Source organism: Lentimicrobiaceae bacterium (assembly GCA_020636745.1).
Taxonomy (GTDB): domain Bacteria; phylum Bacteroidota; class Bacteroidia; order Bacteroidales; family Lentimicrobiaceae; genus Lentimicrobium.
Map to the genome: position 1 here is coordinate 253553 of JACJXH010000002.1, position 24507 is coordinate 278059.

Annotated in this window: 22 protein-coding genes; 10 read left to right on the top strand and 12 right to left on the bottom strand. The window is 40.2% G+C overall.

Features of this window, described 5'->3' with window-relative positions:
- Positions 1-4: 4 nt before the first annotated feature.
- Positions 5-871, top strand: coding sequence for an Omp28 family outer membrane lipoprotein (locus H6541_03900; protein ID MCB9014914.1), 867 nt, complete (start codon positions 5-7; stop codon positions 869-871).
- Between the two features lie 53 nt (positions 872-924).
- Here H6541_03900 and H6541_03905 read toward each other — a convergent pair whose 3' ends face one another.
- Positions 925-1560: a DUF3267 domain-containing protein gene (locus tag H6541_03905; protein ID MCB9014915.1), complete on the bottom strand. Its 636-nt coding sequence runs from the start codon at positions 1558-1560 to the stop codon at positions 925-927.
- Positions 1561-1840: 280 nt separating this feature from the next.
- Between H6541_03905 and H6541_03910 the strand changes: the two genes are divergently transcribed.
- Positions 1841-3571, top strand: a complete 1731-nt coding sequence (locus H6541_03910) for a carboxylase (GenBank protein ID MCB9014916.1) — start codon at positions 1841-1843, stop codon at positions 3569-3571.
- A 110-nt stretch (positions 3572-3681) separates the two neighbouring features.
- Here the strand turns inward: H6541_03910 and H6541_03915 are convergent, their stop codons facing one another.
- The 3 genes from H6541_03915 to H6541_03925 are packed head-to-tail and all read right to left on the bottom strand — an operon-like array spanning position 3682 to position 6159.
- Complete coding sequence (locus tag H6541_03915) at positions 3682-4131, bottom strand: hypothetical protein (protein MCB9014917.1); 450 nt, start codon at positions 4129-4131, stop codon at positions 3682-3684.
- Positions 4109-5782: a M56 family metallopeptidase gene (locus tag H6541_03920; protein ID MCB9014918.1), complete on the bottom strand. Its 1674-nt coding sequence runs from the start codon at positions 5780-5782 to the stop codon at positions 4109-4111. Before H6541_03920 ends, H6541_03915 begins: the two co-directional genes overlap by 23 nt.
- Positions 5779-6159, bottom strand: a complete 381-nt coding sequence (locus H6541_03925; protein ID MCB9014919.1) for a BlaI/MecI/CopY family transcriptional regulator — start codon at positions 6157-6159, stop codon at positions 5779-5781. The genes H6541_03920 and H6541_03925 overlap by 4 nt, the downstream gene beginning before the upstream one ends.
- A 310-nt stretch (positions 6160-6469) precedes the next feature.
- Between H6541_03925 and H6541_03930 the strand changes: the two genes are divergently transcribed.
- From H6541_03930 to H6541_03940, 3 genes are all read left to right on the top strand, one after another.
- Positions 6470-6961: a cytidine/deoxycytidylate deaminase family protein gene (locus tag H6541_03930; protein MCB9014920.1), complete on the top strand. Its 492-nt coding sequence runs from the start codon at positions 6470-6472 to the stop codon at positions 6959-6961.
- Between the two features lie 320 nt (positions 6962-7281).
- A complete protein-coding gene (locus H6541_03935) occupies positions 7282-7911 on the top strand; it encodes a peroxiredoxin (protein MCB9014921.1) in 630 nt (209 codons plus the stop codon).
- Positions 7912-8222: 311 nt separating this feature from the next.
- Positions 8223-10097: a T9SS type A sorting domain-containing protein gene (locus H6541_03940; protein ID MCB9014922.1), complete on the top strand. Its 1875-nt coding sequence runs from the start codon at positions 8223-8225 to the stop codon at positions 10095-10097.
- 412 nt (positions 10098-10509) lie between these two features.
- On the opposite strand, the gene H6541_03945 is transcribed toward H6541_03940, so the two are convergent.
- Genes H6541_03945 through H6541_03955 form a run of 3 tightly spaced genes read right to left on the bottom strand, consistent with a single transcriptional unit; the run spans position 10510 to position 12548 of the window.
- Positions 10510-11046 carry a CvpA family protein gene (locus tag H6541_03945; GenBank protein MCB9014923.1) on the bottom strand — a complete coding sequence of 179 codons (537 nt, stop codon included), beginning with the start codon at positions 11044-11046 and terminating at the stop codon, positions 10510-10512.
- A 15-nt stretch (positions 11047-11061) separates the two neighbouring features.
- Positions 11062-11808 carry an ATP-binding cassette domain-containing protein gene (locus H6541_03950; protein ID MCB9014924.1) on the bottom strand — a complete coding sequence of 249 codons (747 nt, stop codon included), beginning with the start codon at positions 11806-11808 and terminating at the stop codon, positions 11062-11064.
- The gene (locus tag H6541_03955) at positions 11805-12548 is read right to left on the bottom strand and encodes an ABC transporter permease (GenBank protein MCB9014925.1); all 744 of its coding nucleotides are present in this window, start codon (positions 12546-12548) and stop codon (positions 11805-11807) included. Before H6541_03955 ends, H6541_03950 begins: the two co-directional genes overlap by 4 nt.
- A gap of 372 nt (positions 12549-12920) precedes the next feature.
- Here H6541_03955 and H6541_03960 point away from each other — a divergent pair, with 372 nt between their 5' ends.
- The 5 genes from H6541_03960 to H6541_03980 all read left to right on the top strand — a co-directional run bounded on the left by H6541_03960 (position 12921) and on the right by H6541_03980 (position 19364).
- On the top strand, positions 12921-13556 hold the full coding sequence (locus H6541_03960; protein ID MCB9014926.1) for a SprT-like domain-containing protein: 636 nt from the start codon (positions 12921-12923) through the stop codon (positions 13554-13556).
- Positions 13557-13620: 64 nt separating this feature from the next.
- A complete protein-coding gene (locus H6541_03965) occupies positions 13621-14712 on the top strand; it encodes a mannose-1-phosphate guanylyltransferase (GenBank protein ID MCB9014927.1) in 1092 nt (363 codons plus the stop codon).
- A 21-nt stretch (positions 14713-14733) separates the two neighbouring features.
- A complete protein-coding gene (locus H6541_03970) occupies positions 14734-16944 on the top strand; it encodes a S46 family peptidase (GenBank protein ID MCB9014928.1) in 2211 nt (736 codons plus the stop codon).
- A 156-nt stretch (positions 16945-17100) separates the two neighbouring features.
- Positions 17101-17571: a CYTH domain-containing protein gene (locus H6541_03975; GenBank protein MCB9014929.1), complete on the top strand. Its 471-nt coding sequence runs from the start codon at positions 17101-17103 to the stop codon at positions 17569-17571.
- Positions 17568-19364, top strand: a complete 1797-nt coding sequence (locus tag H6541_03980) for a hypothetical protein (protein MCB9014930.1) — start codon at positions 17568-17570, stop codon at positions 19362-19364. Before H6541_03975 ends, H6541_03980 begins: the two co-directional genes overlap by 4 nt.
- A gap of 45 nt (positions 19365-19409) precedes the next feature.
- On the opposite strand, the gene H6541_03985 is transcribed toward H6541_03980, so the two are convergent.
- The 5 genes from H6541_03985 to H6541_04005 form a co-directional block, all read right to left on the bottom strand.
- Positions 19410-20291 (bottom strand): glycoside hydrolase family 16 protein, encoded by an 882-nt coding sequence (locus tag H6541_03985; GenBank protein ID MCB9014931.1) that lies wholly within the window; start codon positions 20289-20291, stop codon positions 19410-19412.
- A 112-nt stretch (positions 20292-20403) separates the two neighbouring features.
- A complete protein-coding gene (locus H6541_03990) occupies positions 20404-21159 on the bottom strand; it encodes a hypothetical protein (protein MCB9014932.1) in 756 nt (251 codons plus the stop codon).
- Between the two features lie 181 nt (positions 21160-21340).
- Positions 21341-21619, bottom strand: a complete 279-nt coding sequence (locus H6541_03995) for a helix-turn-helix transcriptional regulator (protein MCB9014933.1) — start codon at positions 21617-21619, stop codon at positions 21341-21343.
- Positions 21620-21697: 78 nt separating this feature from the next.
- Positions 21698-22363: a response regulator transcription factor gene (locus H6541_04000; GenBank protein MCB9014934.1), complete on the bottom strand. Its 666-nt coding sequence runs from the start codon at positions 22361-22363 to the stop codon at positions 21698-21700.
- Positions 22360-24321 (bottom strand): tetratricopeptide repeat protein, encoded by a 1962-nt coding sequence (locus H6541_04005; protein ID MCB9014935.1) that lies wholly within the window; start codon positions 24319-24321, stop codon positions 22360-22362. Before H6541_04005 ends, H6541_04000 begins: the two co-directional genes overlap by 4 nt.
- Positions 24322-24507: the final 186 nt, after the last annotated feature.

Here is a 24507-nt window from a genome sequence, read left to right on the forward strand (position 1 = left end):
GAAAATGAAAAATATAAAAACCTTTATTTCAAAACCATTAGTAGCAATCGCTTTTGGATTTTTCCTGCTGAATGGATGTGATAAAATTGACGAACCTTACACCAAAAAAATTGACATTGGCGACACTTCTTCGGTTGCTGTGAAACGTGTTTTGCTCGAAGATTATACAGGTCACACCTGCGTAAATTGTCCGAAAGCTGCAAAAATAGCCCATGATTTAAAAGAAACATACGGCGACAGGTTGGTTGTAATTGCGGTACATGCCGGAGGATTTGCCAATCCTACAGCAGGCGGTGATTTTACCTACGACTTCAGAACTACTGCCGGTACTGACTGGGATAGTTTTTTTGGAATTAGTAATGTAGGTAATCCCAATGGAATGGTCAACAGGAAGGGTTTCCCAGGTAATCATATTTTGTCTCCGTCAGCCTGGGCCGGGGCTATTGGTTCAGCCCTGCAGGAAACTCCTGTTATTGATATAACCATTGAAAACTCCTATACTGAAGCAACAAGAAATTTGTCGGCTAAGGTTACGACTACTTTCCTTTCTGCGGTGGATAGAAATTTGAAAATTGCAGTTGTTCTGACCGAAAGTGGCATTGTTAAACCTCAGCGGAATAACGATAACACCATTGGACCAGTGCCTGTTATCAGCGATTATGAACATTCACATGTGTTACGCGGTGCAATCAGCACTACCTGGGGCAGTGTAATTGAAAACAGTAGCTCAACTTTTCCTTCTTCTGTTGACAATACTTTTACTAAAAGTCTCAATGCTGAATATGTTCCGGAAAATTGCGCTGTAGTGGCCTTTGTATATGATGATGATACAAAAGAAGTGTTACAGGTTGCTGAAGCTGAAGTCATTTAGCAGGCACATAATCAATCCTAAAAAAAGCTGCAACCAATCTGTTGCAGCTTTTTTTATAAGCTTCCCTTGCTCTTACCGTAAAAATAAGACACTTTATTTACTTTATCATCCCAGGTTACAACTGTTTTATCCTTATGAGAATACGAATAGCTGAGCATGGCAAAATCGCCTCCGCAGAAAGCGGTATGTGTTAATAATAAGCCCAGTGCCGCATATATCTGATATCCTGATGTAAATGGAATGAATAGTAATATGGCCATACTTATGAACGAAATGGGAGCAAGGGCAATAAATATCAGCTCTCTGCTACTCGTTACAAACCGATGGGCCATGGCCATAAAAACCATTTTTTTAAAATCCGCATCAAAAGTGACTTCCTTTGCGCCACATATACGGTAAGCAACAGCATGTATGTATTCGTGCAGCGGAATAAGCAGAAATGCAAATGCAAATCCAAGCCCCGTATAGCCAAGAGCCTTGCTGGTTTCCATTTGCTGGCTTGCAATACTTTTACCAATCAAACCTCCCATTAAAGCCAGCAGAATGATGTTTATCGCAAAGTAGATGATGGGCCATAAGCTATATTGGTACAAGTACTTCCTGACAAAAGGCAACAAATCCTTGTGTTCAAGCTTATCGAGCAATAAATAGCCTTCGCTTTCGAGGTTTTCAGGTGTGAGTTTCAACATGGATACATTGTAATTCGTTGGTTACTAAAATATTGAAAAGATAATTTTAACAGATGGGGCTTACTGATGTAACTCATGCTTTAAAATGTCAAAATTAATGATGAAACAACTAAAATACCATGACTGCTGACCGGAAAACATGTGAACGCTTAAAATATTTTTATCTCGTATGATATTGAATACTAAACTCTCTACCTTTGCATTGTTATTTTTATAACAACCGAAATTGTCAGAAAAATACGAACACAAACTACATCAATCAACATATACTAATTTTAATATGGGTAAGAGGTTATTAATCAGGGATTTGACGCTTAGAGACGGGCAGCAGTCGTTATTTGCAACACGCATGTCACAAAAGCAGGTTGAGCGTGTATTGCCATTGTATCGCGAAGCCAACTTCTATGCAATGGAAGTATGGGGAGGGGCCGTTCCTGATTCTATCATGCGGTATCTTAATGAAAATCCCTGGCACCGGTTGGAAACAATCAAAGAGCAGATTGGCGATATTTCAAAACTTACGGCTTTATCCCGCGGGCGTAATCTTTTTGGTTATAATCCCTATCCTGATGATGTTATTGATGGCTTTAACCGCAATGCCATCAGGTCAGGCATCGGCATTATGCGTATTTTCGATGCATTAAATGATACCGATAATATTGGGTCCACCATTAAATCGGTGAAAGAAAATGGCGGTCTGGCCGATTGCGCTGTGTGCTATACTGTTGATCCTTATTTTTCACGATTCGAGAAATTTAAGGCATTACTGCATGCCAAGCCGATTAATACAAGAATTTTTACCGATGAGTATTACCTGAATCTTGCGTTGAAATTTCAGGAAATGGGTGCTGATATGGTCTCGATTAAAGATATGGCTGGTTTAATTCCTCCGGTCAGAGCAGGCAGACTAGTCAGACTTTTCAAGAAAAACCTCTCAGTGCCGGTTGATTTTCATACACACTGTACACCCGGATACGGCCTTGCTTCAACGCTGATGGCTATTGTGAACGGAGTTGACGTTGTTGATACCAATATTATGACTTTTGCAGGTGGCCCGGCTGCTACTTCCTATGAAATTATCCAGATTTTCTGTGATAAAATGGGAATTGAAACAGGGGTCAACAGGCATGCTGTTGTGCAGATTGATACAATTTTAAGAGAAATCCGGCTTGAGCTGGCCGAATTCGATTCTTATAAGCAATTCCCCCGCGAATTTGATATTTCGAAAGATAAACTTCCGCGTGATATTGATGAATTGTTTGAGCTGGCCATCGCTTATGCCAAATCTGATAAAGAGGAAGACTTACTGAATAGTTGTTCTGCAATTGAACGTTACTTTAATTTTCCGGAACCCGATGAGAAGGTTAAGGAAGCTGAGGTGCCGGGTGGTATGTATACCAATATGCTGGCGCAACTAAAGCAGTTGAAACTTGAAAAACTATTGCCCCGTACGCTCGAACTTATCCCGTCTGTAAGGATGGATGCGGGCTGTCCGCCATTGGTTACACCAACCAGTCAGATTGTGGGTGCACAGGCTGTGAATTGTGCCATTGATGAATCAAAGGGTTTGCCATTGTATACATCAAAATCAATTCAATTTGTAAATCTTGTAAAAGGGGTTTATGGAAAAACTCCTATGGCTGTTGACCCTGAGTTCAGATTTAAAATTGCTGGAGTGAAGGAAGAAACACCTTACGATACCAGATTTTATAAGCGACAGGAAAATACCGTGTTTCATGAGTATGGCGGTGTGAAACTTGCTGCTGACGAAAAAGAAGAATTATTGCTTGAACTTTTTCCGGCAGTTGCAACCGAGTTTCTAAAACGTCGTGTTGAGCAGACCTATCTTGATGAAATTCACAAGGTTGAGGAAGAAAAGCGCCGTAAGTTTGAAGCTGAAAAAAAGGCATATGATGATTTAACTCCTGAACAAAAACGTGAAAGACTGTTGGACGGATTATATCATTACAACTGGACTTCAGACGATGGGACAGCTTTAGGACATTCCTGAAAAAGCGGGCTCTTCTTGCCGGCAAAAAAGTTCAATATTCTGAACAGATGATAATAAAAGTGCCTGCATTTGATTCATCATGCAGGCACTTTCAATATCTATTATTTCATTCAGGGAATCTCTTCTCCCATATAATATTCAGTTTTTCTTATTAGCTGCCGGTTTTCGTAAAATTTCCAAATACCATTCCAGCTATACCTGATTTCCTGTGGATTATAAATCATTACGGCCGGGCCTTTCTTTTCAAGCAGGCCTGTTTCGGTGTAGTATTTTACCTTCATGTGCCCGTTCTTGAACGCCTTAAACTGAAGCCGTTTGGTTCCATCCATGTAATAGTATCTGCAGTAGCCATTTTCACGACCGTTTTTGTAATTTTCAATGTTCATGGGAATTTTTTTCGCCTCATCCCAATAACTTATCCATTTTCCCTGTCGGCGGCCCTGACTGTCGTACTGATTGATTCGGTGGTGAAATGTCCCCGGATTACAGCTAGTCAAGGCCATTATTATTCCCAGCAAAGGGCCTGTGATTGGTACATTATTTTTCAGTTTTCTTTTCACCAAGGCTAAATTTAATAGGCAGGTTGAAACTTACCCTAACAGGTTCTCCTCTTTGTGACCCCGGTGTCCATCGTGGCATGTTATTAATTACCCTCAGCGCTTCATTGTCGAGTAATGGCGAAACTCCTCTCAAAACTTTGGCGTGACTTACACTTCCATCTGTTTCAATAATAAAATTGACATAAACTGTACCTTGAATTCCTTTTGCCTTGGCATCAGCAGGATAAGCAATATTTTGAATAAAGTAGGCTTGTTGTGCTTCAGCGCCGCCCGGAAACAGAGGTGCCACTTCCACCACTACAAAAACATCGTCTTTTGTATCAGCAGGTTTTAATGGTGGTTTATCTGAAACTTCATTCACTTTTTTGTCTTCGCTCAGTTTGAAACTAACCGGCATGTTAAATTGAACGCGTACTGCTTTTCCACGCTGTGTCCCAGGTTTCCAGGCCGGCATGTGCTGAATGGCTGAAAGGGCTGTTTCATCGCAGCCTCCGCCAATGCCGCGTAAAATGTGTGCATTGCTTATGGTTCCATCAGTTTCAACAATAAATGAAACGTAAACCGTGCCTTCTATTTTATCTTTTCTGGCTTTTTCAGGATAAGTAATGGCTTTTTGCATGTAAGCCATGCGGGCTTCTTCGCCTCCCGGGTATTGAGGGGCGTTTTCAACTACGGTAAATACCTGTTCAGATCCAGCAACTTTTTGGGGAATGATATTCTCTTTTTTCGAAGTGTCATCCAGCGGGATTTGACCCGTTGTTTTTTCAATTTGATTGGAATTTCCCGCGTCTGGCGATACCATTGCCAATAAAAAAGTGACTGCCCCAATAGCTATAAACCCTGTTGCAATCCTGATAAAGCTGAGTTTGCCTGGTTTGAGATTGTTCATCATCATCATTCGTTTTTTAAGGTGTGCACTAAATGGATTGATCATTTCATTCGGTTCGGCAGAACCGGCAAAAGAAACAAGCAGGTTACTGTATGCTGTCTTATTCTCTGCCAATTCAAAGGCGTCTGCATCAGCCTGATATTCGTGAACTTCGGCCAGCAGTTTGTGGTTGAAATGTGCAAATGGACTGAACCAGAAAATAGCCCGGAATATGGCTGACAGCAGCCTGTCAAAACTGTGACCATGTTTCACATGACTGAACTCATGCCGGAGCAGCCAATGTGCTGCAGGATGGCCCAGGTTTTCTTCAGAAAAAAATACCCACCTGAAAAATGAATATGGACTTTTAGAGGTATTATCAATAAGCACTTTTCCATAGGGAGTTGATTTTTCACAGGCCAGCCTGTATTTTTTTATAACCGACAGGATGGAGATTAAAGTTCCTGAAAGGAGAAAAACAACAAAAGCAATGTATATGGTATTTTGAATAAAGGGAAGCAGCTGGTTGTTTTGTTCAGGTGTAATAACGACCTCATTTGAAACTGCGGGCAGTGTAAAAACATATACCGGCAATGTGGAGCTTTCGCTGTAGAGCATAGTTTTTGGTAACACCGGCAGCAAAACTGGCAGTATAATGGATAATATGAGCACCATGCGCATGAGCTTTAAATTTTGACCCTGACGAATGGCAAAATGATAGAAGCCAAGCATAAGCGCGTTGATAAACGCTGCTTTGAGGAGAAAAAGGAACAGTGCGTTCATGGTTTCTTAATTTTTTCGCTGATCTGCTGATCAAGCAATTGTTTGATTTCTTCCATCTCATTCACCGAAAGGTCATTCTCATGAGCAAAAAACGAAACCATCTGTTTGTATGAATTGCTGAAATAACCTTTCACCATCTGGCGCAGGGAGTGCCGGGTGTAATCCTGTTTGGTTATAAGCGGAAAATACCTGTATGACTTCCCGATAGCTTCGTGCCCAACTACTTCCTTCTTTTCAAGTATTCTTATAATTGTTGATACAGTGTTATAGGCAGGTTTGGGTTCTGGAAAATACGTAAGCAAATCATTTACATGACCTTTACCAATTCGCCAGAGAATCTGCATTACTTGTTCTTCTGCCCTTGTTAATTCTTTCATTGCGTTGCGTTTACAGTTATAACTAAAAAATTAGTTGAATAGTGTGTCAAAGTTACAACTAAAAACTTAGTTAGTCAAGTATTTGAAATTATTTTTTTTTAAAATCATTGATTGTCCGGAATAAGTTGGCGCAAGGTGTTATCTTTGTTGATGTTCATAATGCGCTGAATTTGTGCGCAAAAAAACAAAAAACTACCTTCTGTAAGCTTTTAACAAGCTGAAAAATAGTTTTGTATGATTTTGCCCATCATCTATGTGATAGCTTGCAATGCGGGTATTTTTACAATATACAATGCTTAAAAATTAAAAAATGGAAGAAGCCAAATACGTGCGACCCACCTGGGATGAATACTTTATGGAAGTAGCCAATACCATAGCCAAGCGTGCCACCTGCGATCGGGGCCGCAGTGGTTGTGTTATAGCCCGTAACAAACAAATACTGGTTACCGGATATGTAGGTTCGCCCATTGGCCTGCCTCATTGCGATGATGTTGGCCATCTTTTTAAGCAACTTACCCATGAAGATGGCAAAGTAACCAACCATTGTGTAAGAACTGTGCATGCTGAACAAAATGCCATTTGCCAGGCTGCCAGGCTCGGTATCGCTCTCGAAGGTGCAACGCTCTATTGCCGTATGACTCCCTGCCGTACCTGCGCCATGCTCATTATCAACTGTGGAATCGTGCGCGTGGTGTGTGAAAAGAAGTACCATGCCGGTACAGAGTCTGAAGAAATGTTTCAACAGGCTGGTATTCAGCTTGATTATGTGAGTGAGGAGGTTATGAAATATGAAAAACAATAAGCTGAAATCAGAAGGCTGTTAAATAATATGTATTAATTATGGCAGCCCGGTGCGCAACATTGCCCTTTGAGAAATTTGGCTGCTTATGACACAAATTATATGAATAATAACTGTTGTGCATTGGATATACTCGGTTATTTAATTATTACTTAGAATATTTTAAATAAAGGACAGGCTTTTCTATTCAATTTATTTTTACTGACCTTTTAGCGGAATATAAAAACAGCGGATACATCAAACATAGCAGGGCAAACCTTGTTTATAGGACATAAATTCAAAGTTTGAATAGTTTAATCAGTCACATAATAATTCTTTAAAACATGTCATTAGTTGGAAGAAAGGCGCCTTTGTTTAAGGCCAATGCCGTTATAAAAGGCGGTCAGATAGTTGAAGATTTTTCATTGGAACAATTTCTGGGAAAGAAACATGTTATATTTTTCTTTTACCCAAAGGATTTTACATTTGTATGCCCTACTGAATTACATGCATTTCAAGCGAAACTTGAGGAGTTTGAAAAGCGTAATTGTGCTGTAGTTGCCTGCTCAACCGATACTGAAGAGTCTCACTGGGGATGGTTACAGATGGCAAAAAACCAGGGTGGTATCCATGGTGTTACTTATCCGGTTGTAGCCGATACAACTAAAACCATCAGCAGCAATTTTGGCGTACTTGCCGGAGATTATGACTGGAATGAAAAAGGTGAGATGATCTCATCAGGACCTATGATTGCATACAGGGGCTTGTTCCTTATTGATAAAGAAGGTATTGTACAGCATGAAACTGTAAATAATTTCCCCTTGGGCCGTAATGTTGATGAAGCGCTGCGAATGCTGGATGCACTGCAGTTTTTTGAAGAAAACGGAGAAGTGTGCCCGGCTAATTGGGCGCCTGGCAAAGAAGGTATGAAAGACACGCACGATGGTGTCGCAGATTACCTGGCAAAAAATTAATTTTCCGGTAAAATTACTCTATCATCAGTATGTAATGGCATAATATCCTAACACAGGGTATTGTGCCTTTTTTTTGGGGAAGAGAACGGGGAGAAAGTGAAATATAGTTTGGTGATTTAGTCCTGTTTTGATGTCATTCCTCCCATTTCTTTAAAAAAAATTGTTCAACGATGTTTGTGTCCTTCGTGATAAGTGTTTTAAAATCATAAAAACATTTTTAAAATTGTAAAGAAGATAAAAATAAGTTTTAATTTTACTTCGTCTGAACAGGGCATAAACACTTTGTAAAACCAATTTCAAAAGCACACAACATGAAAAAGATTTACATTACTTTAATGGCTTTTCTTTTTACCAGTCTGTTATACAGTCAGGTATACCTTTATGAAGACTTTAGTGCGGGTACCATGCCTCCTGCAGGGTGGAGCATTGAAGGGTTACCGGGTCAATGGTCAAATAGTGCCAGCAACAAAGCCGGAGGTGCAGCACCTGAAGCCAAATTCACTTATGTTAACCAGAACACCACGTCGAGATTCATTTCACCAGTGGTGGATTTAACAGGGGTTAATGGTGTAAGTCTTTCATTTAAATATTTTTATGACTGGTATGCCAATGGACCGGTAATTGGAGTGGCAACCCGTTTTGGAACAGGCGAATGGACTGTAGCATGGCAGGTGTCTCCTACAGGAAACCAGGGACCTAAAACCCAGATTGTCCCTTTAAACAATGTAAGTCAAAGTGATTTTCAATTTTGCATATTTATTACAGGTAACCTGTATAACATGGACTATTGGTTCCTGGATGATATCAAACTTTTCACCCCGTTAGCGCTTGATGCCAGTCTTGATGCGGTGAATATCCCAAAATATGTTCAAGCAGGAGATCAATTCCAACTTAAAGGTACTGTATCGAATGAAGGTTCAACAACCATCAACTCGTTTAATGTGAGTTATACTGTGAATGGCAGTGCACCTCAGGTTTATCCGGTTGTTGGGTTGAATCTTGCCTTAGGAAATTCATATAACTTTACCCACAATTTACCCATTACCCTTCCTGAAGTTGGCAGCTATGAAGTGATAACCACCATCGAAAATGTGAATGGGGGAACTGATTTGAATCCTGCCAACAATACGATTACTAAAAATGTTGGAGCTGTTTCATTTGTTCCATCCAAGAAAGTGCTTGCCGAAGAGGCCACTGGAACCTGGTGCGGATGGTGTATCAGGGGAATTTGCTTTATGGATTATATGGCAGAAACTTATCCCGAAACTTGGATTGGAGTGGCGGTTCATAATAATGACCCAATGAAAAATGCAGCATATGATGCAGCTATGCCTTCTATTATTCCTGGTTTTGCTGGTTATCCCAGTGTAACGACCGATCGTACTGAGGGCGATTCTGACCCTTCAGACCTTGAGGCAGGATATCAGCGCAGACTTGCTGCTATCAGCCCTGCAACACTTGATATTGTTAATTATTTGTGGAATCCTGAAACCCGTGTTGTTGAGTTTGATTTACAGTCTGAATTTGTTGTTGATATTAACACTGAACTAAGGTTTGGAGCTATCATCGTTGAAGATAGTTTGTACGGCACAACCAATCAGTGGAATCAGGCTAATTATTATGCCAACAATGCGCAGGGGCCGATGTGTGGCTATGAAAGCAAACCCAATCCTGTTCCAGCCGCTCAGATGCATTATGATCATGTTGCCCGCGTTGCACTTGATTCTCCTTTTGGCACTGAAGGCAGCTTGCCGCTCAATATTTTATCAGGTTCTGTTGTAACTTATCACTACACTTATACGCTTCCTGAAACATGGAATTATGACAAAATTCACTTTGTAGGATTCCTGCTTGATATCGAAACCGGTGAGATTTTAAACGCCAATAACGTAATCAGTACTTATGTTGGAGTAAATAGTCCTGAATTTGAGAAGGGCGTGGCTGTTTATCCTAATCCGATGGGTGAATATACCAATATTAACTTTAACCTGGATCAATCATGCAAAGTTGGTGTTGAGGTTTATGATATGTTTGGCAAAAAAGTATATTCAGTCAGAGAACGGGAATATGCCAGCGGTCAGAATATGATTCGTGTAAACAGTAATGAACTTGCCAATGGAATGTATCTGCTCAGACTCGCTGTTGGTAATCAGGTTGTTACCCGTAAGATTTCAGTAATCAAATAATATTTTAAGCTACTTGACAAAAGCCGGTTTTCCTTCTGGATGACCGGCTTTTTTTGTTAGCCCTGTAAATCTGAACAGGTTTAATCTTGTTCGTGGAATTCCTTTTTAGAATGTTCTATTTAATTTCAGGTTAAACAGGAGTTGGTTTAATAATAAATCAACCGAAAAACTAAAGGGCATATATTAGGCTCAATCTAAGGCTTAATCATTCAATTCTTCATTTTTTAGAATCAGCAGGATAATTATTTTGAGAAATGAATCCTTTTTCTTTCGTGAGTGAGAATGCTTTTATAGTTAGTGAACAAATTTACAGGCCAATAGTGTTCAAAGATTCTTTATGTGAGGAAACTTTAAATAAAAAGAAATGTTTGAGTGATTTACTCAAGAGTTGTCATAAAACCGGGGTTATAAATCAGGCTGGTGTTGTTTTTTCAGTTGAATCAGATTCATCATTCTTCAGCTGTTCGAATTTTGTTTTTAAAAATGGCAGCACGGCTGGCAGGAATCCTTCAAGAGGCTTGTAGAACATTGATTTTTCCTGCTGTTCGCGCGAGATGAGCCGGTTTTCAACATTGAACAAAACAATGAAATATATAATTGCCGATAAAACAAATGCTGATTTTAATATTCCGAAAGCGGCGCCTGCAAAGCGGTTTAAAAAGCCAAGTGCCGCTATTTCAACAATCTTTTCAATTGATTTTGCAATGGCATGCACCACAATGACCACCAGTGCAAAACAGCATAAAAAGGCCAGGAAATACATCCATGATGATTGGCTGGAGAACAAATCTTTCAGAATCAGTTCCACATAACCTGCAAATTTTAAGGATAAAATTACACCAAGTACCATTCCGGCCAGCGATGCGACTTCAATGACCAAACCTTTTGAAAAACCTTTTACAGCGGCAATGGCCAGAATGGCAAGAATAAAAATATCTATATAGTTCATAGCAGGATGTTTTGTTTATTTCTGAAGCTTGCGGGTTAGTTCAGTAGCAAAAACAAATTCATTCAGCTCTTTATTATCTGTATTCAGAATCGTATCTTTATTTCCTTCCCACCAGAGCTTCCCTTTGTAAATATAAGAGATTTTGTCGCCGATTTCAATCACGGAATTCATGTCGTGGGTGTTAATTACTGTAGTCATGTTATACTCACGGGTTAATTCCATAATCAGGTTGTCAATTACATTGGCTGTAAGAGGATCGAGACCAGAGTTAGGTTCGTCACAAAACAGGTATTTAGGATTCATGGCAATAGCGCGGGCAATAGCTACGCGTTTTTTCATACCACCGCTGAGTTCTGAAGGATAAAGTTTGTTCACATTTTCCAGATTTACCCTTGAAAGGCAAACATTGGCCCTGTCGCGTTTTTCAGACGGAGACTGCTCTGTAAACATGGAAAGGGGGAAGATAATGTTTTCTTCAACCGTCATGGAATCAAACAACGCTCCACCCTGAAAAAGCATGCCAATTTCCTGCCTGATTACTTTCATTTCATCGAATGACATGCGTGAAAAAACACGGTCGCCATACATAACCTGTCCTTTATCAATTTCAAACAGGCCAACCAGGCACTTCATCAAAACTGTTTTCCCTGAGCCACTCTGACCTATAATAAGGTTACATTTACCCGTTTCAAAAATTACTGAAACATTGTCGAGTACTTTATGATCGCCGAAAGATTTGGTTACATTTTTTGCTTCAATCATGCCAGTAAAAGTTTGGTCAGAATCAGGTTGAAAACAATAATAGCCATACTGCTGTGCACTACACCTTTTGTACTGGCGGCGCCTACTTCAAGTGCACCTCCTTTGGTGTAAAAGCCATGATATCCTGAAATGGAAACAATAAGATATGCAAAAACCACGGCTTTTATAAGGGCATATAAAATATCATATGCTTCAAAAAATGCTTTTACTCCGTAAATATATTCGCTTGAAGGCACCAGTCCTGTGAGCGAGCCAGCCATCCAGCCGCCAAAGACTGCCAGTATCATGCTAAGCATAATAAGGATGGGGTTAATAAAAACACTGGCAACGATTTTCGGGAAAATCAGGTAAGTTGCCGGATTTATACCGATAATTTCGAGCGCATCAATTTGTTCGGTTACCCTCATGGTGCCAATTTCTGATGAAATACGCGAACCAACCTTGCCTGCCAGAATCAGGCTGATAATAGTTGGTGAAAACTCAAGAACTACCGATTGTCGTGTAGCAAAACCAATAGTGTAGAGCGGAACAAGAGGTGTGTCAACATTAAAAGCCATCTGAATGCACAAAACAGCTCCCATGAATACCGAAATAAAAGCGACAATCCCAAGTGAATCAAGCCCGAGATTTTCAATCTCTATCATGATTTGCCTGAAGTAAATAGATTGTTTTTCAGGCTTTTTGAATACCTGCCTGATTAAAAGCATGTATCGGCCAATATGTATCAGAAAGTTTTTCATTGAAGGTTTAACGTTTGTGCTAAATTAACTATATTTTTAAAATACAGGCATCTTGCCACCAACTCTGCAATATTTTGCATACCTCAACTGTTTATATTACCTGGCTTAAAGTGTGGTCTTCGGATAGAATTTATTCTGCCCGGAGGTGTCATTTTTATTATTTTTGAAGTTTCTAACTGTTGTAAACCCATTCGTTTCAAATGAAGATAAGTATGAAGAGTAAGCTTGCAGCTGCGGTTGTATTATCAGGTATTCTTTTATGTTCCTGTTCAGCTCCGGCCTATAAGCAGAATAAATATAAATCGGCCCGACGATATCGCGATTGTGGATGTCAGATGTTGCCAAAGCATGATAAATCAATGCTAAGCCTGAATGATAGGTAAAAAGAGTTTGCGTGAAACTTTGCGCGATTATCTTCCTGAAGGTAGTGCAGAGCCTGTTGCCGATTGGTTTGACAGTCATCCTGTAAAACTGCGCATCAGTGCTTCGCGCCGTTCAAAACTAGGCGATTTCAGAAGTGGAACACCAGCATCGCCACCCGTCATTTCCATCAATCATAATCTGAATCCTTATAGCTTTCTGATTACGCTGTTACACGAAATGGCTCATGCCGAGGTATATTCGGATAATAAGCGCAGAGTTAAACCGCATGGCAATCAATGGAAGCAGGCTTATCAAAGATTGGCATTCCCTTTTATTCAATCAGGCATTTTTCCTGATGATGTAAGATCTGCTTTTCATCATTATCTTCAAAATCCTATGGCAAGCAGTACAGCCAGCATTCCTTTGGCAGAAGCCCTCAGGGCGTTTGACCCGCACAAAGATGTTATTCTGGTGTCGCAATTACCGCCTGATGCTCTTTTTGCACTCAACGATGGCAGGGTATTCAAGCGTGGAGATAAACTAAGGAAACGCTACCGCTGTTTATGTCTCAATAATAAGCGTTTGTATCTTTTTAGTCCATTGGCTGAAATTATCCCGATAATGGATGCAAAACTCCCGGCTTAAATTATCTTTGTGCTTATATTTAACTAAATTATCGAAAAACAATAGTCACCAACAATCTACCCAAATGAATAATAACAACTATTGCATTATAATGGCCGGTGGCATTGGCGCCAGATTTTGGCCCATGAGCCGCCAAAACCATCCGAAGCAGTTTATTGACATCCTCGGCACTGGTGAAACCCTGATTCAATCTACTTTTAACCGTTTCAGAAAGGTATGTCCTGCCGAGAATATTTATATCGTTACAAACGAAATTTATAAAAAGCAGGTTCTTGAGCAGCTTCCCGCGATTGGCGAAGAGCAGGTGCTTTGCGAGCCATCGCGCCGCAATACTGCGCCATGTATTGCTTATGCCAATTATCGCATTCTCCAGAAAAACCCCGAAGCGAATGTTGTTGTAGCACCTTCTGATCATATTATTCTGAAAGAAGAGGCATTTACCGAAGTTATTACCGCTGCCCTCGATGCTACAGAAAAAAACAACTGGTTGCTCACACTGGGTATTCAGCCCAGCCGCCCTGATACCGGTTATGGTTATATTCAGTTCGATGAAACCATCGGATGTGAAACAGATAACCGTATAAAGAAAGTAAAAACCTTCACTGAAAAACCTCAGCTGGAAATGGCCAAACAGTTTCTGGCAAGTGGCGATTTTTTATGGAACTCTGGGATTTTTATCTGGAAGTTAAAGACCATTATGGCCGCTTTTGAGAAATACCTTCCCGATGTAGATCAATTATTCAGGGCTGGCATAGGAAAGTATGCCACTCCGGCCGAAACAGATTTTATTCATCAAACCTATGCTGTTTGTAAAAGTATTTCCATTGATTACGGCGTAATGGAAAAAGCCAACAATGTGTATGTTTTGTCATCTGACTTTGGCTGGAGTGACCTTGGAACATGGGGTTCACTTTACGAAACACGTAAAAAAGATAAGAATGAAAATGCCATTGTCGGGAACAATGTGTTAATGTATGAAAGCAAGAACTGCATTGTAAACATGCCAAAAGAAAAACTGGTAGTTTTACAGGGCCTTGATGATTATATTGTGGTTGAAGACGAAGGCACTTTGCTTATCTGCCGTAAAAGCGATGAACAGCAAATACGCCAGTTTGTGAACGATGTAATGATTGAAAAAGGCGAAAAATATGTTTAGCAAACCAACAAAACACACAATATGAAAAGAGGATTATTTTTATTTTTTATGCTGATTGCAGGCATTACACGTGCTGATGAGGGCATGTGGCTACCCATGTTCATCGAAAGGTTGAACTATGTAGATATGCAAAAAGAAGGTCTGAAGCTTACAGCGGAAGAAATCTACAGTATTAACCATTCTAGTTTGAAAGATGCCATTATTCAGTTTGGGAATGGTTGTACTGGTGAACTTATCAGCAGTCAGGGGCTGGTATTAACTAACCATCACTGTGGTTATGGTTCTATACAATCACACAGTACCATTGATCACGATTATCTGGCCGATGGCTTTTGGGCAATGAGTCAGAAAGAAGAATTGCCCAACGAGGGTTTGACCGCCCGATTTTTGGTTCGCATTGAGGATGTAACCAAAACAATTTTAGATCAGCTTAACAACCAGATGAGCGAAACCGAGCGTAATGCAAAAATTTCAGAACTGGCAAAATCAATTGAGGCTGATGCTGAAAAGGGAAATGATTATGATGCCAGAGTTGCCAGCTTTTTCAACGGAAACGAGTTTTACCTTTTTGTTTACGAGTTATACCGCGATGTTCGCCTGGTAGGTGCACCTCCTTCATCAATCGGCAAGTTTGGCGCTGATACCGATAACTGGATGTGGCCTCGCCATACCGGCGATTTTTCGATGTTCAGAATTTATGCTGATGCACAAGGCAAGCCAGCTGATTACTCAAAAAACAATGTTCCCCTTAAGCCAAAACATCATCTTCCTGTTTCACTCAATGGATATGACAAAGGCGATTTTGCCATGATTATGGGATATCCGGGAAGCACCGACCGTTACCTGACCTCATGGGGTGTTGAATTGGCCATTGAAACCAGTAACCCGACCATCGTTAAAATTCGTGAAAAAAAACTGGCTATTATGCGCAAGGATATGGATGCCAACCGTGAAGTGGGTATCAAGTATGCCTCAAAATATGCGCAGACTTCTAACTACTGGAAATATTATATCGGCCAAACCAGGGGCCTGAAACGCTTAAAAGTACTTGAAGATAAGCAGGCAATTGAAGCAGAATTTGCAAACTGGGTAAATGCAAATGCAGCGGCTAAAGCAACCTATGGTGAAGCACTCAGCGATATTGAAACTGCTTACAAAACAATTGGTGCATATACACTACAGCGCTATTACTTTGGTGAAGGGATTATGCGGGGTGCCGAAATTCTTGGTCTGGCTCAATCGTTTTCAGGATTGGCCGCTGAACTTAAATCTGAAAATCCTTCAGCTGAAAAACTGGCTAAAATTCAGGAAAATCTGCACAAAAGCGTTGAAAAGTATTTTAAAAATTACAATTTGGCGACCGATAGAAAATTATTGGAAGCCATGCTTCAGATGTATGCTGAAAACGTACCTGCCGAACAACAGCCCGCCGGATTTAGTCAAATGGTTGCGAAAAGTAAAGGTGATTTTGCAAGAATTGCCGATTTTGTTTTTGGCAAATCGGTGTTTACTGACGAGCAAATAGTAAATGCATTTATCGACAAACCTTCACTCAAAACACTCGAAAAAGATCCTGCTTACCATCTTGTTAAAATCATGATTGAGAAGTATCGCGAAAACCAAAAGATGGTGGAAGATGCCTATCAGATGCTTGACAGAGGTAACAGGTTGTTTGTAGCAGGTTTACGTGAAATGCAGCCTGAACGCAAGTTCTACCCCAATGCCAATTCAACCATGCGTTTAACATATGGTAAAATTCTGGATTATTACCCTGCTGATGCTGTTCATTATAATTATTACACCACAATGAAGGGTATTATGGAGAAGGAAGACCCTTCAAACTGGGAATTTGTGGTTCCTGCCAAATTAAAGGAATTATACGAGAAAAAGGATTTCGGTCCTTATGCTATGGCTAATGGCGAAATGCCTGTTGCCTTCCTTTCAACCACCGATATTACAGGGGGAAATTCGGGGAGTCCCGTACTGAACGGAAACGGTGAACTTATCGGATTGGCATTTGACGGCAACTGGGAAGCCATGAGCGGTGATATTGCCTTTGAGCCTGAATTACAGCGCACCATCAGTGTGGATATCAGATATGTAATGTTTATTGTTGATAAATATGCCGGTGCCCGTAACATTATCAATGAATTAACCCTGGCACCCAAAGCAAGAGTTAAATCAGCCGTTGAAGAAGTTAGTGCTCCGGTTGAAGCAGATGTTGTAAACTAAATCCCTTTTTAAACAGAGCCTGATGGATGTCAGGCTCTGTTTTTTTTATGACTCTCTGATTATTGAAACAGCCATTTTCTTCCCTTTTTAATCCTGGTTGTGCAGGTGTTCAGATTTTTATCTGATTTTTATTCATCCGGGTTTTTATTTTTATCTATGGCACTTGAAATTGAACATAAGTTTCTGGTAAATTCTTCGGCTTATCGTAGTTTGGCTAAGCCAGTTTTATACCGGCAGGGTTATTTGGCCGTATTATCTGACAAAATAGTAAGGGTGAGAACCGCCGGAACTAAAGCCTATATAACCATAAAGGCAAAGGTTTCGGTACTTACACGAAAGGAATACGAATATGAAATTCCATTGGCCGATGCTGAAACAATGCTGAATGAGATGTGTATGGGCCCTTTGATTGAGAAGTATAGGTATAAAATATTCTATGAGGGTTTTGTTTGGGAGGTTGATGAATTTTTGGGAGATAACAACGGCCTTGTTGTGGCGGAAATTGAAGTAAAATCAGAAAACCAGGATTTCCCAATTCCTTTATGGGTTGATACAGAGGTTACCGGTGACCCCCGATACCTTAACTCAAATTTATCGAAAAAGCCTTTCAACACCTGGAATAAATGAGCACAGAAAATCCTGAACAAATCTTTCGGGAAATGTTTGAAAGCCGCATGGTTATCCAAAAGAGGCTGCAATCCCGTGCCCGGTATTTTTCTATTGGCAGATTTATTACTTTTTTGGCTGCCATTACTGCTGTTGTCGCAGCTTTCATGTTGAACAGTTTTTGGTGGGGTTTTGCCATCATACTAACAGCAGGCTTTGTTGTTTTAGTTGTCTTTAATGAATTCTTAACCGGGAAGCAGAAATTTAATGATGCATGCCTTCTTGCTGTTGAGCAAGAATTACAAGCATTAGATGGAAAGTTTTCGTTGTTTGAAACCGGTGAAGAATTTATTGATCCGGCGCATATTTACACTACCGATTTGGATATTTTTGGGAATAACTCACTTTATCAAACCATCAACCGTGCTACTACTCTTGCCGGAAAATTAAAACTGGCGGGTTGGCTTTGTAATCCTTTACTTACAGCATCCGCAATTTATGCACGCCAGGATGCGATTAGGGAGTTGGGTGCCATGCCCGGGTGGCGTATAAAATTAAGAGCCTATGGTATGGTTGCCGGTGAGGAAAAAAAAGACCTTGATTCACTTTTCGAATGGCTTGCTGGACAACCTTTGTTTCATTCAGCATTTTTCAGGTATAGCATTGTGCTGGTTCCCATTGCCTCTTTTTTAATGACGGCCTTGCTGATTGCTGGTGTAGTTACAATTAAGTTGTTTTTGCTTTACCTGATTTTGCCCATTTCCATTACGGGTTTTCACACAAAATCGATTAACAAGAGGCATGCAATGCTTTCGAAAAAGGTACAGCTTCTGAAGAAATATGCTTTTCGATTTGGAATGATTGAGCAGGAGAAATTTTCTTCGGCATATCTGGCGGGACTTCAACTTCAATTGAAGCCGGAAGGGCAAACCGCCAGTATTCACATCAGGAAACTTAGCAAAATTACAGCCTCGCTCGATACAAGATTGAATTTGCTGGCTGGTTTTCTGCTTAATATTTTTATGCTTTGGGATATCAGACAAATGCGACGACTTGAAAATTGGCAGTTATTGCATAAAGAACACCTGTTTCAGTGGTTCGATGCTTTGGCAGAAACCGAAGCTGTTGCTTCTTTTGGCGCATTTGCTTTTCATCATCCTGCTTATATTTATCCTGCGATTACCGCTGATTCATATTCAATTAAAGCAGTTGATGCCGGGCATCCGCTAATCCCGGCTTCTGTCAGTGTGAGTAACCATATTCATATTACCCATAAGGGACACTTTAATATCGTTACAGGCGCCAATATGGCCGGCAAAAGCACATATCTACGCACAGTAGGGGTGAACATGGTGCTGGCTCTGGCTGGATCACCGGTATGCGCTAAGAAATTCACCTGTTATCCGGCTCCTGTTTTTACCAGCCTCCGCACGACAGATTCATTAAGTACCAATCAATCTTATTTTTATGCCGAATTACTGCGGTTGAAAGAGATGATTGACAGGCTAAGCAAGGGAGAAGAATTGTTTATTCTGCTTGATGAGATTCTGAAAGGAACCAACTCAGTTGATAAACAGGCAGGTTCAAAAGCATTGCTGACACAGCTTATAGGTCTTGGAGCTGCTGGCTTTATTGCAACACACGATTTGGAGCTGGGAAACCTTGCGCAAGTATTTCCACTCGATGTTACCAATTTTCATTTTGAAGCCGAAATAATAGAAGAGGAACTTCATTTTGATTATAAACTGAAACCAGGCATAGCCCGGAATATGAATGCAACTTTCCTGATGAAAAAAATGGGGATTACCATTTAACCTTTATTAAAATCTTATTTTCATCATTATCAGCTGCTTTTCAATTTACTTCCTTTTGTAGATTTTTATCCAGTCCACTTCCATTTGATTAGGTAAAATGGTATTCTTATCCGGCGATTTTGTAAAAGCGGTGGTTGCATTGCCAATACAAAGATTAATAATTAATTGAACTTTTTCGTCTTCAGGAGGGAAAACAGGCTCAAGCCGGTACATGCCCGGCTCAACAGGACAAGTTTGGTGACGTCGCCCATTTTTATTCAAAAACCGGCTTACTTGCCACATGATCTTATCATCTATCTGAAAACGAATAAAATTGGTATCCCATTCCATGGTATAGATATGAAACCCTTCGGCAAGATTAACGGCGAGCTTGTGCCTGCGGTGAAGCATTCTTTTCAGGTGCCGGTTGTGGATGCTTGTATGATACCGTTTTGGATTTTGCATACCAGCTTCAAGAATATCAAGTTCTGAAGTTGTATTTCCATATAACCAGATGGCTGGCCAAAACCCCATGCCAGAAGGTAACTGGCATCTGATTTCAAATTTTCCCATACCAAAGGATTTTCTGGAATGTATCATTCCTGAAGTGTATTCCCGCTCTACACCAAACCAGGTGTTTACTTCGGGCCTGGCTATCAGTTTGAGCGTTCCATTGTTTACCATAACATTAGAGTCCCGGTAAATCTGGCCCCCATTGGCATGTGTCCGGCAAAAACTGCACTGGTCACTTCCGTCTTCGGTATACGGGAACCAGGTTACCCATTGGTTTGTGTTTAATTCATGGCCATCAAAATCTTCCGAAAACACCAGAATCCAGTCATCAGGCGAACACTGAACAGTATTGACTAAAATGGTGTCAGACTGAGCATAAACCCCGAATGATAAATGCAGGAGGAGCCAGATAAGCCCCAGTCTTCTGTATTTCATATTTTCAACAGATTTAACATGCCAAATTTAAGCATTCTGTGCCTGTAAAACTTAAAAAGCACCCTCCGGGGAAAGGGTGCTTTAGGTTAATTCTAAATATAAACACACACTGCTATTCGGTTATGCTTACCATCATTTTAAGGTAGCTTGATTCATTTACGAAATAGTATTTTCTGTTGTTGATGGTTTCAGCTGTTATATTATACGGACTGATAGATATGGAACCTGTGGTGCTGTTTGAAAGCGCAGAAAGCTCAGCTGATGAAAAACTGACGCTGGATGCATTGCCGGCCACCGATTTAATTACTACGTTATCATTAGAGCTGGTAAGCAACACAATGACTGAATCGGCCTGATAAAGTGCTGAACCAAGTGAAATGCTGAGACCGGCGGCTTTACTTATGCTGGAAGGCAAACTGCTGTGTCCGCTGAATGTTGGAACAGGTCGGGTTATGGTTTTGCTGAAAGATTGAATGTTGCCATTTCCACTCACATTCCAGGTGAGTGATGATAATGTTAACGGGCTCAGATAATTGTCGTACACGTACGAGTTATTCTGGTATTTTGTCAAACTTTTTCCTTCAATTGTAACAGTTCCTGCATCTGCAAATGTGGTTGCACCTGCATCAGTTGGGAAAAATGCTGAAGCTGAGTTGACCTCAACTGGTACCTCATAGCCTGCAACTGAGGTATATGAAACGGATTTTACTGCAACCAGCACTCCAAATGCATCAGGATAAGAAAAGGAACTGGTGTTATTTGAGTTGTTATTGTTGTCATCTGCAGGGGAATCATCCTTATTGCAAGCGGTTAATAAAAATGAAAAAAGTGATACAAAAAAAAGCAGGGATGTCATTTTTGATTTCATGGCTGTAAGTTTTGTTGGTTTAATTTATCTCTTGTAATGTGTTGTTGCAAAGTTAGTTTTGCTTTAATGTTGATACAATGCCGAGTATTCGGTAAATGCAGTAAGTATTATTAGGTATAAATCTATATGTGTGCATGTGAATATAAAGGATTTTCCATCCTGCTGCAGATGAATTTTGTTGTCAGTGATTGTGTATGTCTGATTTCCGGTTTTTTTTTCCGGCAGGGCCCGGGTTGTATATAAACTCTTCGACAAGGCCAAGTTTAATGGCATGCTTGGTAAGACCTACAAGCGATTTAGAGTTTATCTTTCTGAGAATATTTTTCCGGTGTGTTTCTACTGTTCTGACACTTATTCTGAGAATATCAGATATTTCAACTGTACTGTATTCGCGTACAACCAGTTTTAATATTTCACGTTCGCGTGATGTTATAGGACTTGTATTAACAATATGCTCCATGGTTGTTTGTTTTTACAAAACTACCATCTGACATAGTGTATAGATATACAGAGGTTTAGGTATTTAAACTAAGTAATACTACTGATGAAAATCAACAAGGTTGTTTTCAAGGGCAAATTTGAGCAGCCCTACGAGTGTTTTGGTATTTGTTTTTTGGATAATGTTTTTGCGGTGCGTATCAACGGTGCGTTTACTGATAAAAAGTTTATCAGCAATTTCTTCGCTTGAAAACTCCTGCATGATAAGTTTTACTATTTCAATTTCGCGCGGAGTCAGCAGGGCTGTATTTTTTTCGATAACTTTTTGTTTTTTCATGCGGGTCATCATAATGTTGAGCACCTCATTGCTATAATAAGTACTGTTGCCTGCTATGCGCTGAATGGCATTGATTAGTTCCTGTCTGCCCGTATTTTTGAGAATATACCCTTCGGCTTCTGACATAAGGATTTCGCCAACAATTTCGCGGTCGTTATACATGGATAAAACAAGTACCCTTACTTCTGGGTAATGTTGTTTTACCAGTTTGGTAAGCTCAACACCAGACATGCCCGGCATGCTGATATCGGTTATCAGTATATCGGGCTGTTGTTTTTTGATAAAATCAAGAGCATCGGCCCCATTGCTTACCTCAGCAACGATATGTATGTTTTTTTCGCGTTTAAGGAGTGCTTTAAGACCATCAATAAACATCTGGTGGTCATCGGCAATCAGTATTCTTATAGGTCCGTTTTCTTCGTCGATCATATACTTAATTTACTGAAATTGATATTGATACGTGTTCCAATGCCAGGGTCTGAATAAAGTTTCATATTACCATTAAACAGCGATACCCGGCTTCTGATATCTTCCCAGCCAATTCCTTTGCTGTTTTTCTCTGCATTCTCCGGCATCCCTTTGCCGTTATCAGATATTTCAAGTTTCAGGATGTCATCTTCTTTAGCCAGATTTACTTGAATCACAGTTGCCCCGGCATGTTTCAGAATATTGTTTACAGCTTCCTGAACAACCCTGTATAAAGCAATTTCAAAAGATTCGGGCAGGCGCTGGCTGATTCCTTCAGCGCTCACCATCATATTTATTTGTTTGCTTGAGTTAATTTTGGCAGCCATATCGTTTAGCGCCGGTATCAGTCCTAATCTGATAAGTGCAGAAGGCATCAGATTATGCGATATATTGCGAAGGTCGGTAATGGCCTGGTCAATTAATAATTCAGCATTTTCAACAACTTGCTTGTCGTCTTCATTGGCCACATCTTCAAGAACCGAAACATTTAGCCGGGCTGCCGAAAGCAGTTGCCCGAGTCCGTCGTGCAGCTCCATGGCAATGCGCTTGCGCTCAACTTCTTCAGCATTAACAACTGCAGTGTAAGCCTCTTTTTGAATCAGTCTTTTTTCCTGTTCGCCTTTTACCTTTAACCGGTATTTTGTTCGGATATACCAGAGAGCAATGCCTGAAATGGAGAGCAATAATAGTATTACAGCAGCCAGCAGCTGATTTCTGTTCCTGATTTTTTGCTGCGAAATTTCAAGATTTTTAATCTCATTTTCTTTTTGAAGCAGTAATATTTTTCCCTCTTTTTTATCTGTTTCATATAATTCGCGCATTTCTGCAGCATTTCTGCTCATGTTTTCCGAATAGATGGAATCTTTCAGTGAGTCAAGCACTTTGTATGCCGTATATCCCCTGTAGTAGTTTCCTGATTTTCCGAATAGAAAAGCATAGGCTTCATAAACCTTGGCAAGCCTTGATCTTGATTTTACGTCAATGGCCAATTGCCTGGCCGAATCAATGATTGTTTCGGCGTGTTTATAATCTTTGATCCGGATATATACAACGCTGATGTTGATAAGAGAAAAAATCAATCCATTGTTATCATTGATTTCAAGATGATATTTTGCCGATTTACGATACATCTCAAGCGCTTTTGCATATTCTTTTTTATCCATATAGGTGAGCGCAAGGTTATTTAGTAAAATTCCGAGCCCGTATTTATCGTCAAGCTCTTCTTTAATTTTAAGTGATTTCAGATAATAATCAAGCGCCTTTTCATCATCGCCCATGTCTGAATATATGAGGCCTATGTTGGTAAGAGAAGCTCCAATTCCGTAATTGTCCTTTATCTTTTGCCTTATTTTAAGCGCTTTTTGCTGGAAAAGCAGGGCTTGTTCATTTTGTTTAAGATTTGAATATACCAGGCCCAGATTATTATATGTGCTGCCAATTCCTTTTTCATCGTTAAGTTTCTCGAATATTCTCAGGGCATCGAGGTAAGCCTTAATGGATTCGCTGTAATTACCACGATTTTGGTGAACCATACCAATATTGTTGTAGGCACTGGCCAATATGACCAGATAATTGGTCTCTTTGCTGATAATGACAGATTGCTGATAATAGTAAAGGGCGCTGTCAAATTCTGATTTAATATCGAAAACCACGCCCATCAGGTTGTTTGAAACGGCCAGCCCCCGTTTGAATTTTCTTCTTTTGGCTTCATTCAGGGCTTCCCGGGTATAATTGTATGCTTTATCAATATCGTTATACCAATAATTTATTGAAAGACGATTCAAGGCATTTACCAGATTGGTATCTTTTGCAACTCCTGTTCTGATGGCCCTTTCCAGACTATCGGCAACCGGGTTTTGCCCATTTGTAATATTGATAAGTAAGAATGAAATCAGCAGGGCATACAGGTGTATTTTCATAAAGGTAGAATGAATCCTGTTATTCAGTAATGGCAATAGCTACATAACATTCAAGGCCCTGCTTTGTTCGCCAAATTGGTTACGTATTGACAGGTATTTGTTTGTTTACCCAAAGGTATAATAAGGAACGGAGATAAAAAAATCCCGGTGTAAATTGCTCTGCACCGGGATTTTATAAGTTTATTG

What these genes read in the sequence shown, in the direction of transcription:
- H6541_03900 (MCB9014914.1), top strand. Translation starts at nt 5, where the DNA reads ATGAAAAATATAAAAACCTTTATTTCAAAACCATTAGTAGCAATCGCT.
- H6541_03905 (MCB9014915.1), bottom strand. Translation starts at nt 1,560, where the DNA reads ATGTTGAAACTCACACCTGAAAACCTCGAAAGCGAAGGCTATTTATTG.
- H6541_03910 (MCB9014916.1), top strand. Translation starts at nt 1,841, where the DNA reads ATGGGTAAGAGGTTATTAATCAGGGATTTGACGCTTAGAGACGGGCAG.
- H6541_03920 (MCB9014918.1), bottom strand. Translation starts at nt 5,782, where the DNA reads ATGAACGCACTGTTCCTTTTTCTCCTCAAAGCAGCGTTTATCAACGCG.
- H6541_03925 (MCB9014919.1), bottom strand. Translation starts at nt 6,159, where the DNA reads ATGAAAGAATTAACAAGGGCAGAAGAACAAGTAATGCAGATTCTCTGG.
- H6541_03930 (MCB9014920.1), top strand. Translation starts at nt 6,470, where the DNA reads ATGGAAGAAGCCAAATACGTGCGACCCACCTGGGATGAATACTTTATG.
- H6541_03935 (MCB9014921.1), top strand. Translation starts at nt 7,282, where the DNA reads ATGTCATTAGTTGGAAGAAAGGCGCCTTTGTTTAAGGCCAATGCCGTT.
- H6541_03940 (MCB9014922.1), top strand. Translation starts at nt 8,223, where the DNA reads ATGAAAAAGATTTACATTACTTTAATGGCTTTTCTTTTTACCAGTCTG.
- H6541_03945 (MCB9014923.1), bottom strand. Translation starts at nt 11,046, where the DNA reads ATGAACTATATAGATATTTTTATTCTTGCCATTCTGGCCATTGCCGCT.
- H6541_03950 (MCB9014924.1), bottom strand. Translation starts at nt 11,808, where the DNA reads ATGATTGAAGCAAAAAATGTAACCAAATCTTTCGGCGATCATAAAGTA.
- H6541_03955 (MCB9014925.1), bottom strand. Translation starts at nt 12,548, where the DNA reads ATGAAAAACTTTCTGATACATATTGGCCGATACATGCTTTTAATCAGG.
- H6541_03960 (MCB9014926.1), top strand. Translation starts at nt 12,921, where the DNA reads ATGATAGGTAAAAAGAGTTTGCGTGAAACTTTGCGCGATTATCTTCCT.
- H6541_03965 (MCB9014927.1), top strand. Translation starts at nt 13,621, where the DNA reads ATGAATAATAACAACTATTGCATTATAATGGCCGGTGGCATTGGCGCC.
- H6541_03970 (MCB9014928.1), top strand. Translation starts at nt 14,734, where the DNA reads ATGAAAAGAGGATTATTTTTATTTTTTATGCTGATTGCAGGCATTACA.
- H6541_03975 (MCB9014929.1), top strand. Translation starts at nt 17,101, where the DNA reads ATGGCACTTGAAATTGAACATAAGTTTCTGGTAAATTCTTCGGCTTAT.
- H6541_03980 (MCB9014930.1), top strand. Translation starts at nt 17,568, where the DNA reads ATGAGCACAGAAAATCCTGAACAAATCTTTCGGGAAATGTTTGAAAGC.
- H6541_03985 (MCB9014931.1), bottom strand. Translation starts at nt 20,291, where the DNA reads ATGAAATACAGAAGACTGGGGCTTATCTGGCTCCTCCTGCATTTATCA.
- H6541_03990 (MCB9014932.1), bottom strand. Translation starts at nt 21,159, where the DNA reads ATGAAATCAAAAATGACATCCCTGCTTTTTTTTGTATCACTTTTTTCA.
- H6541_03995 (MCB9014933.1), bottom strand. Translation starts at nt 21,619, where the DNA reads ATGGAGCATATTGTTAATACAAGTCCTATAACATCACGCGAACGTGAA.
- H6541_04000 (MCB9014934.1), bottom strand. Translation starts at nt 22,363, where the DNA reads ATGATCGACGAAGAAAACGGACCTATAAGAATACTGATTGCCGATGAC.
- H6541_04005 (MCB9014935.1), bottom strand. Translation starts at nt 24,321, where the DNA reads ATGAAAATACACCTGTATGCCCTGCTGATTTCATTCTTACTTATCAAT.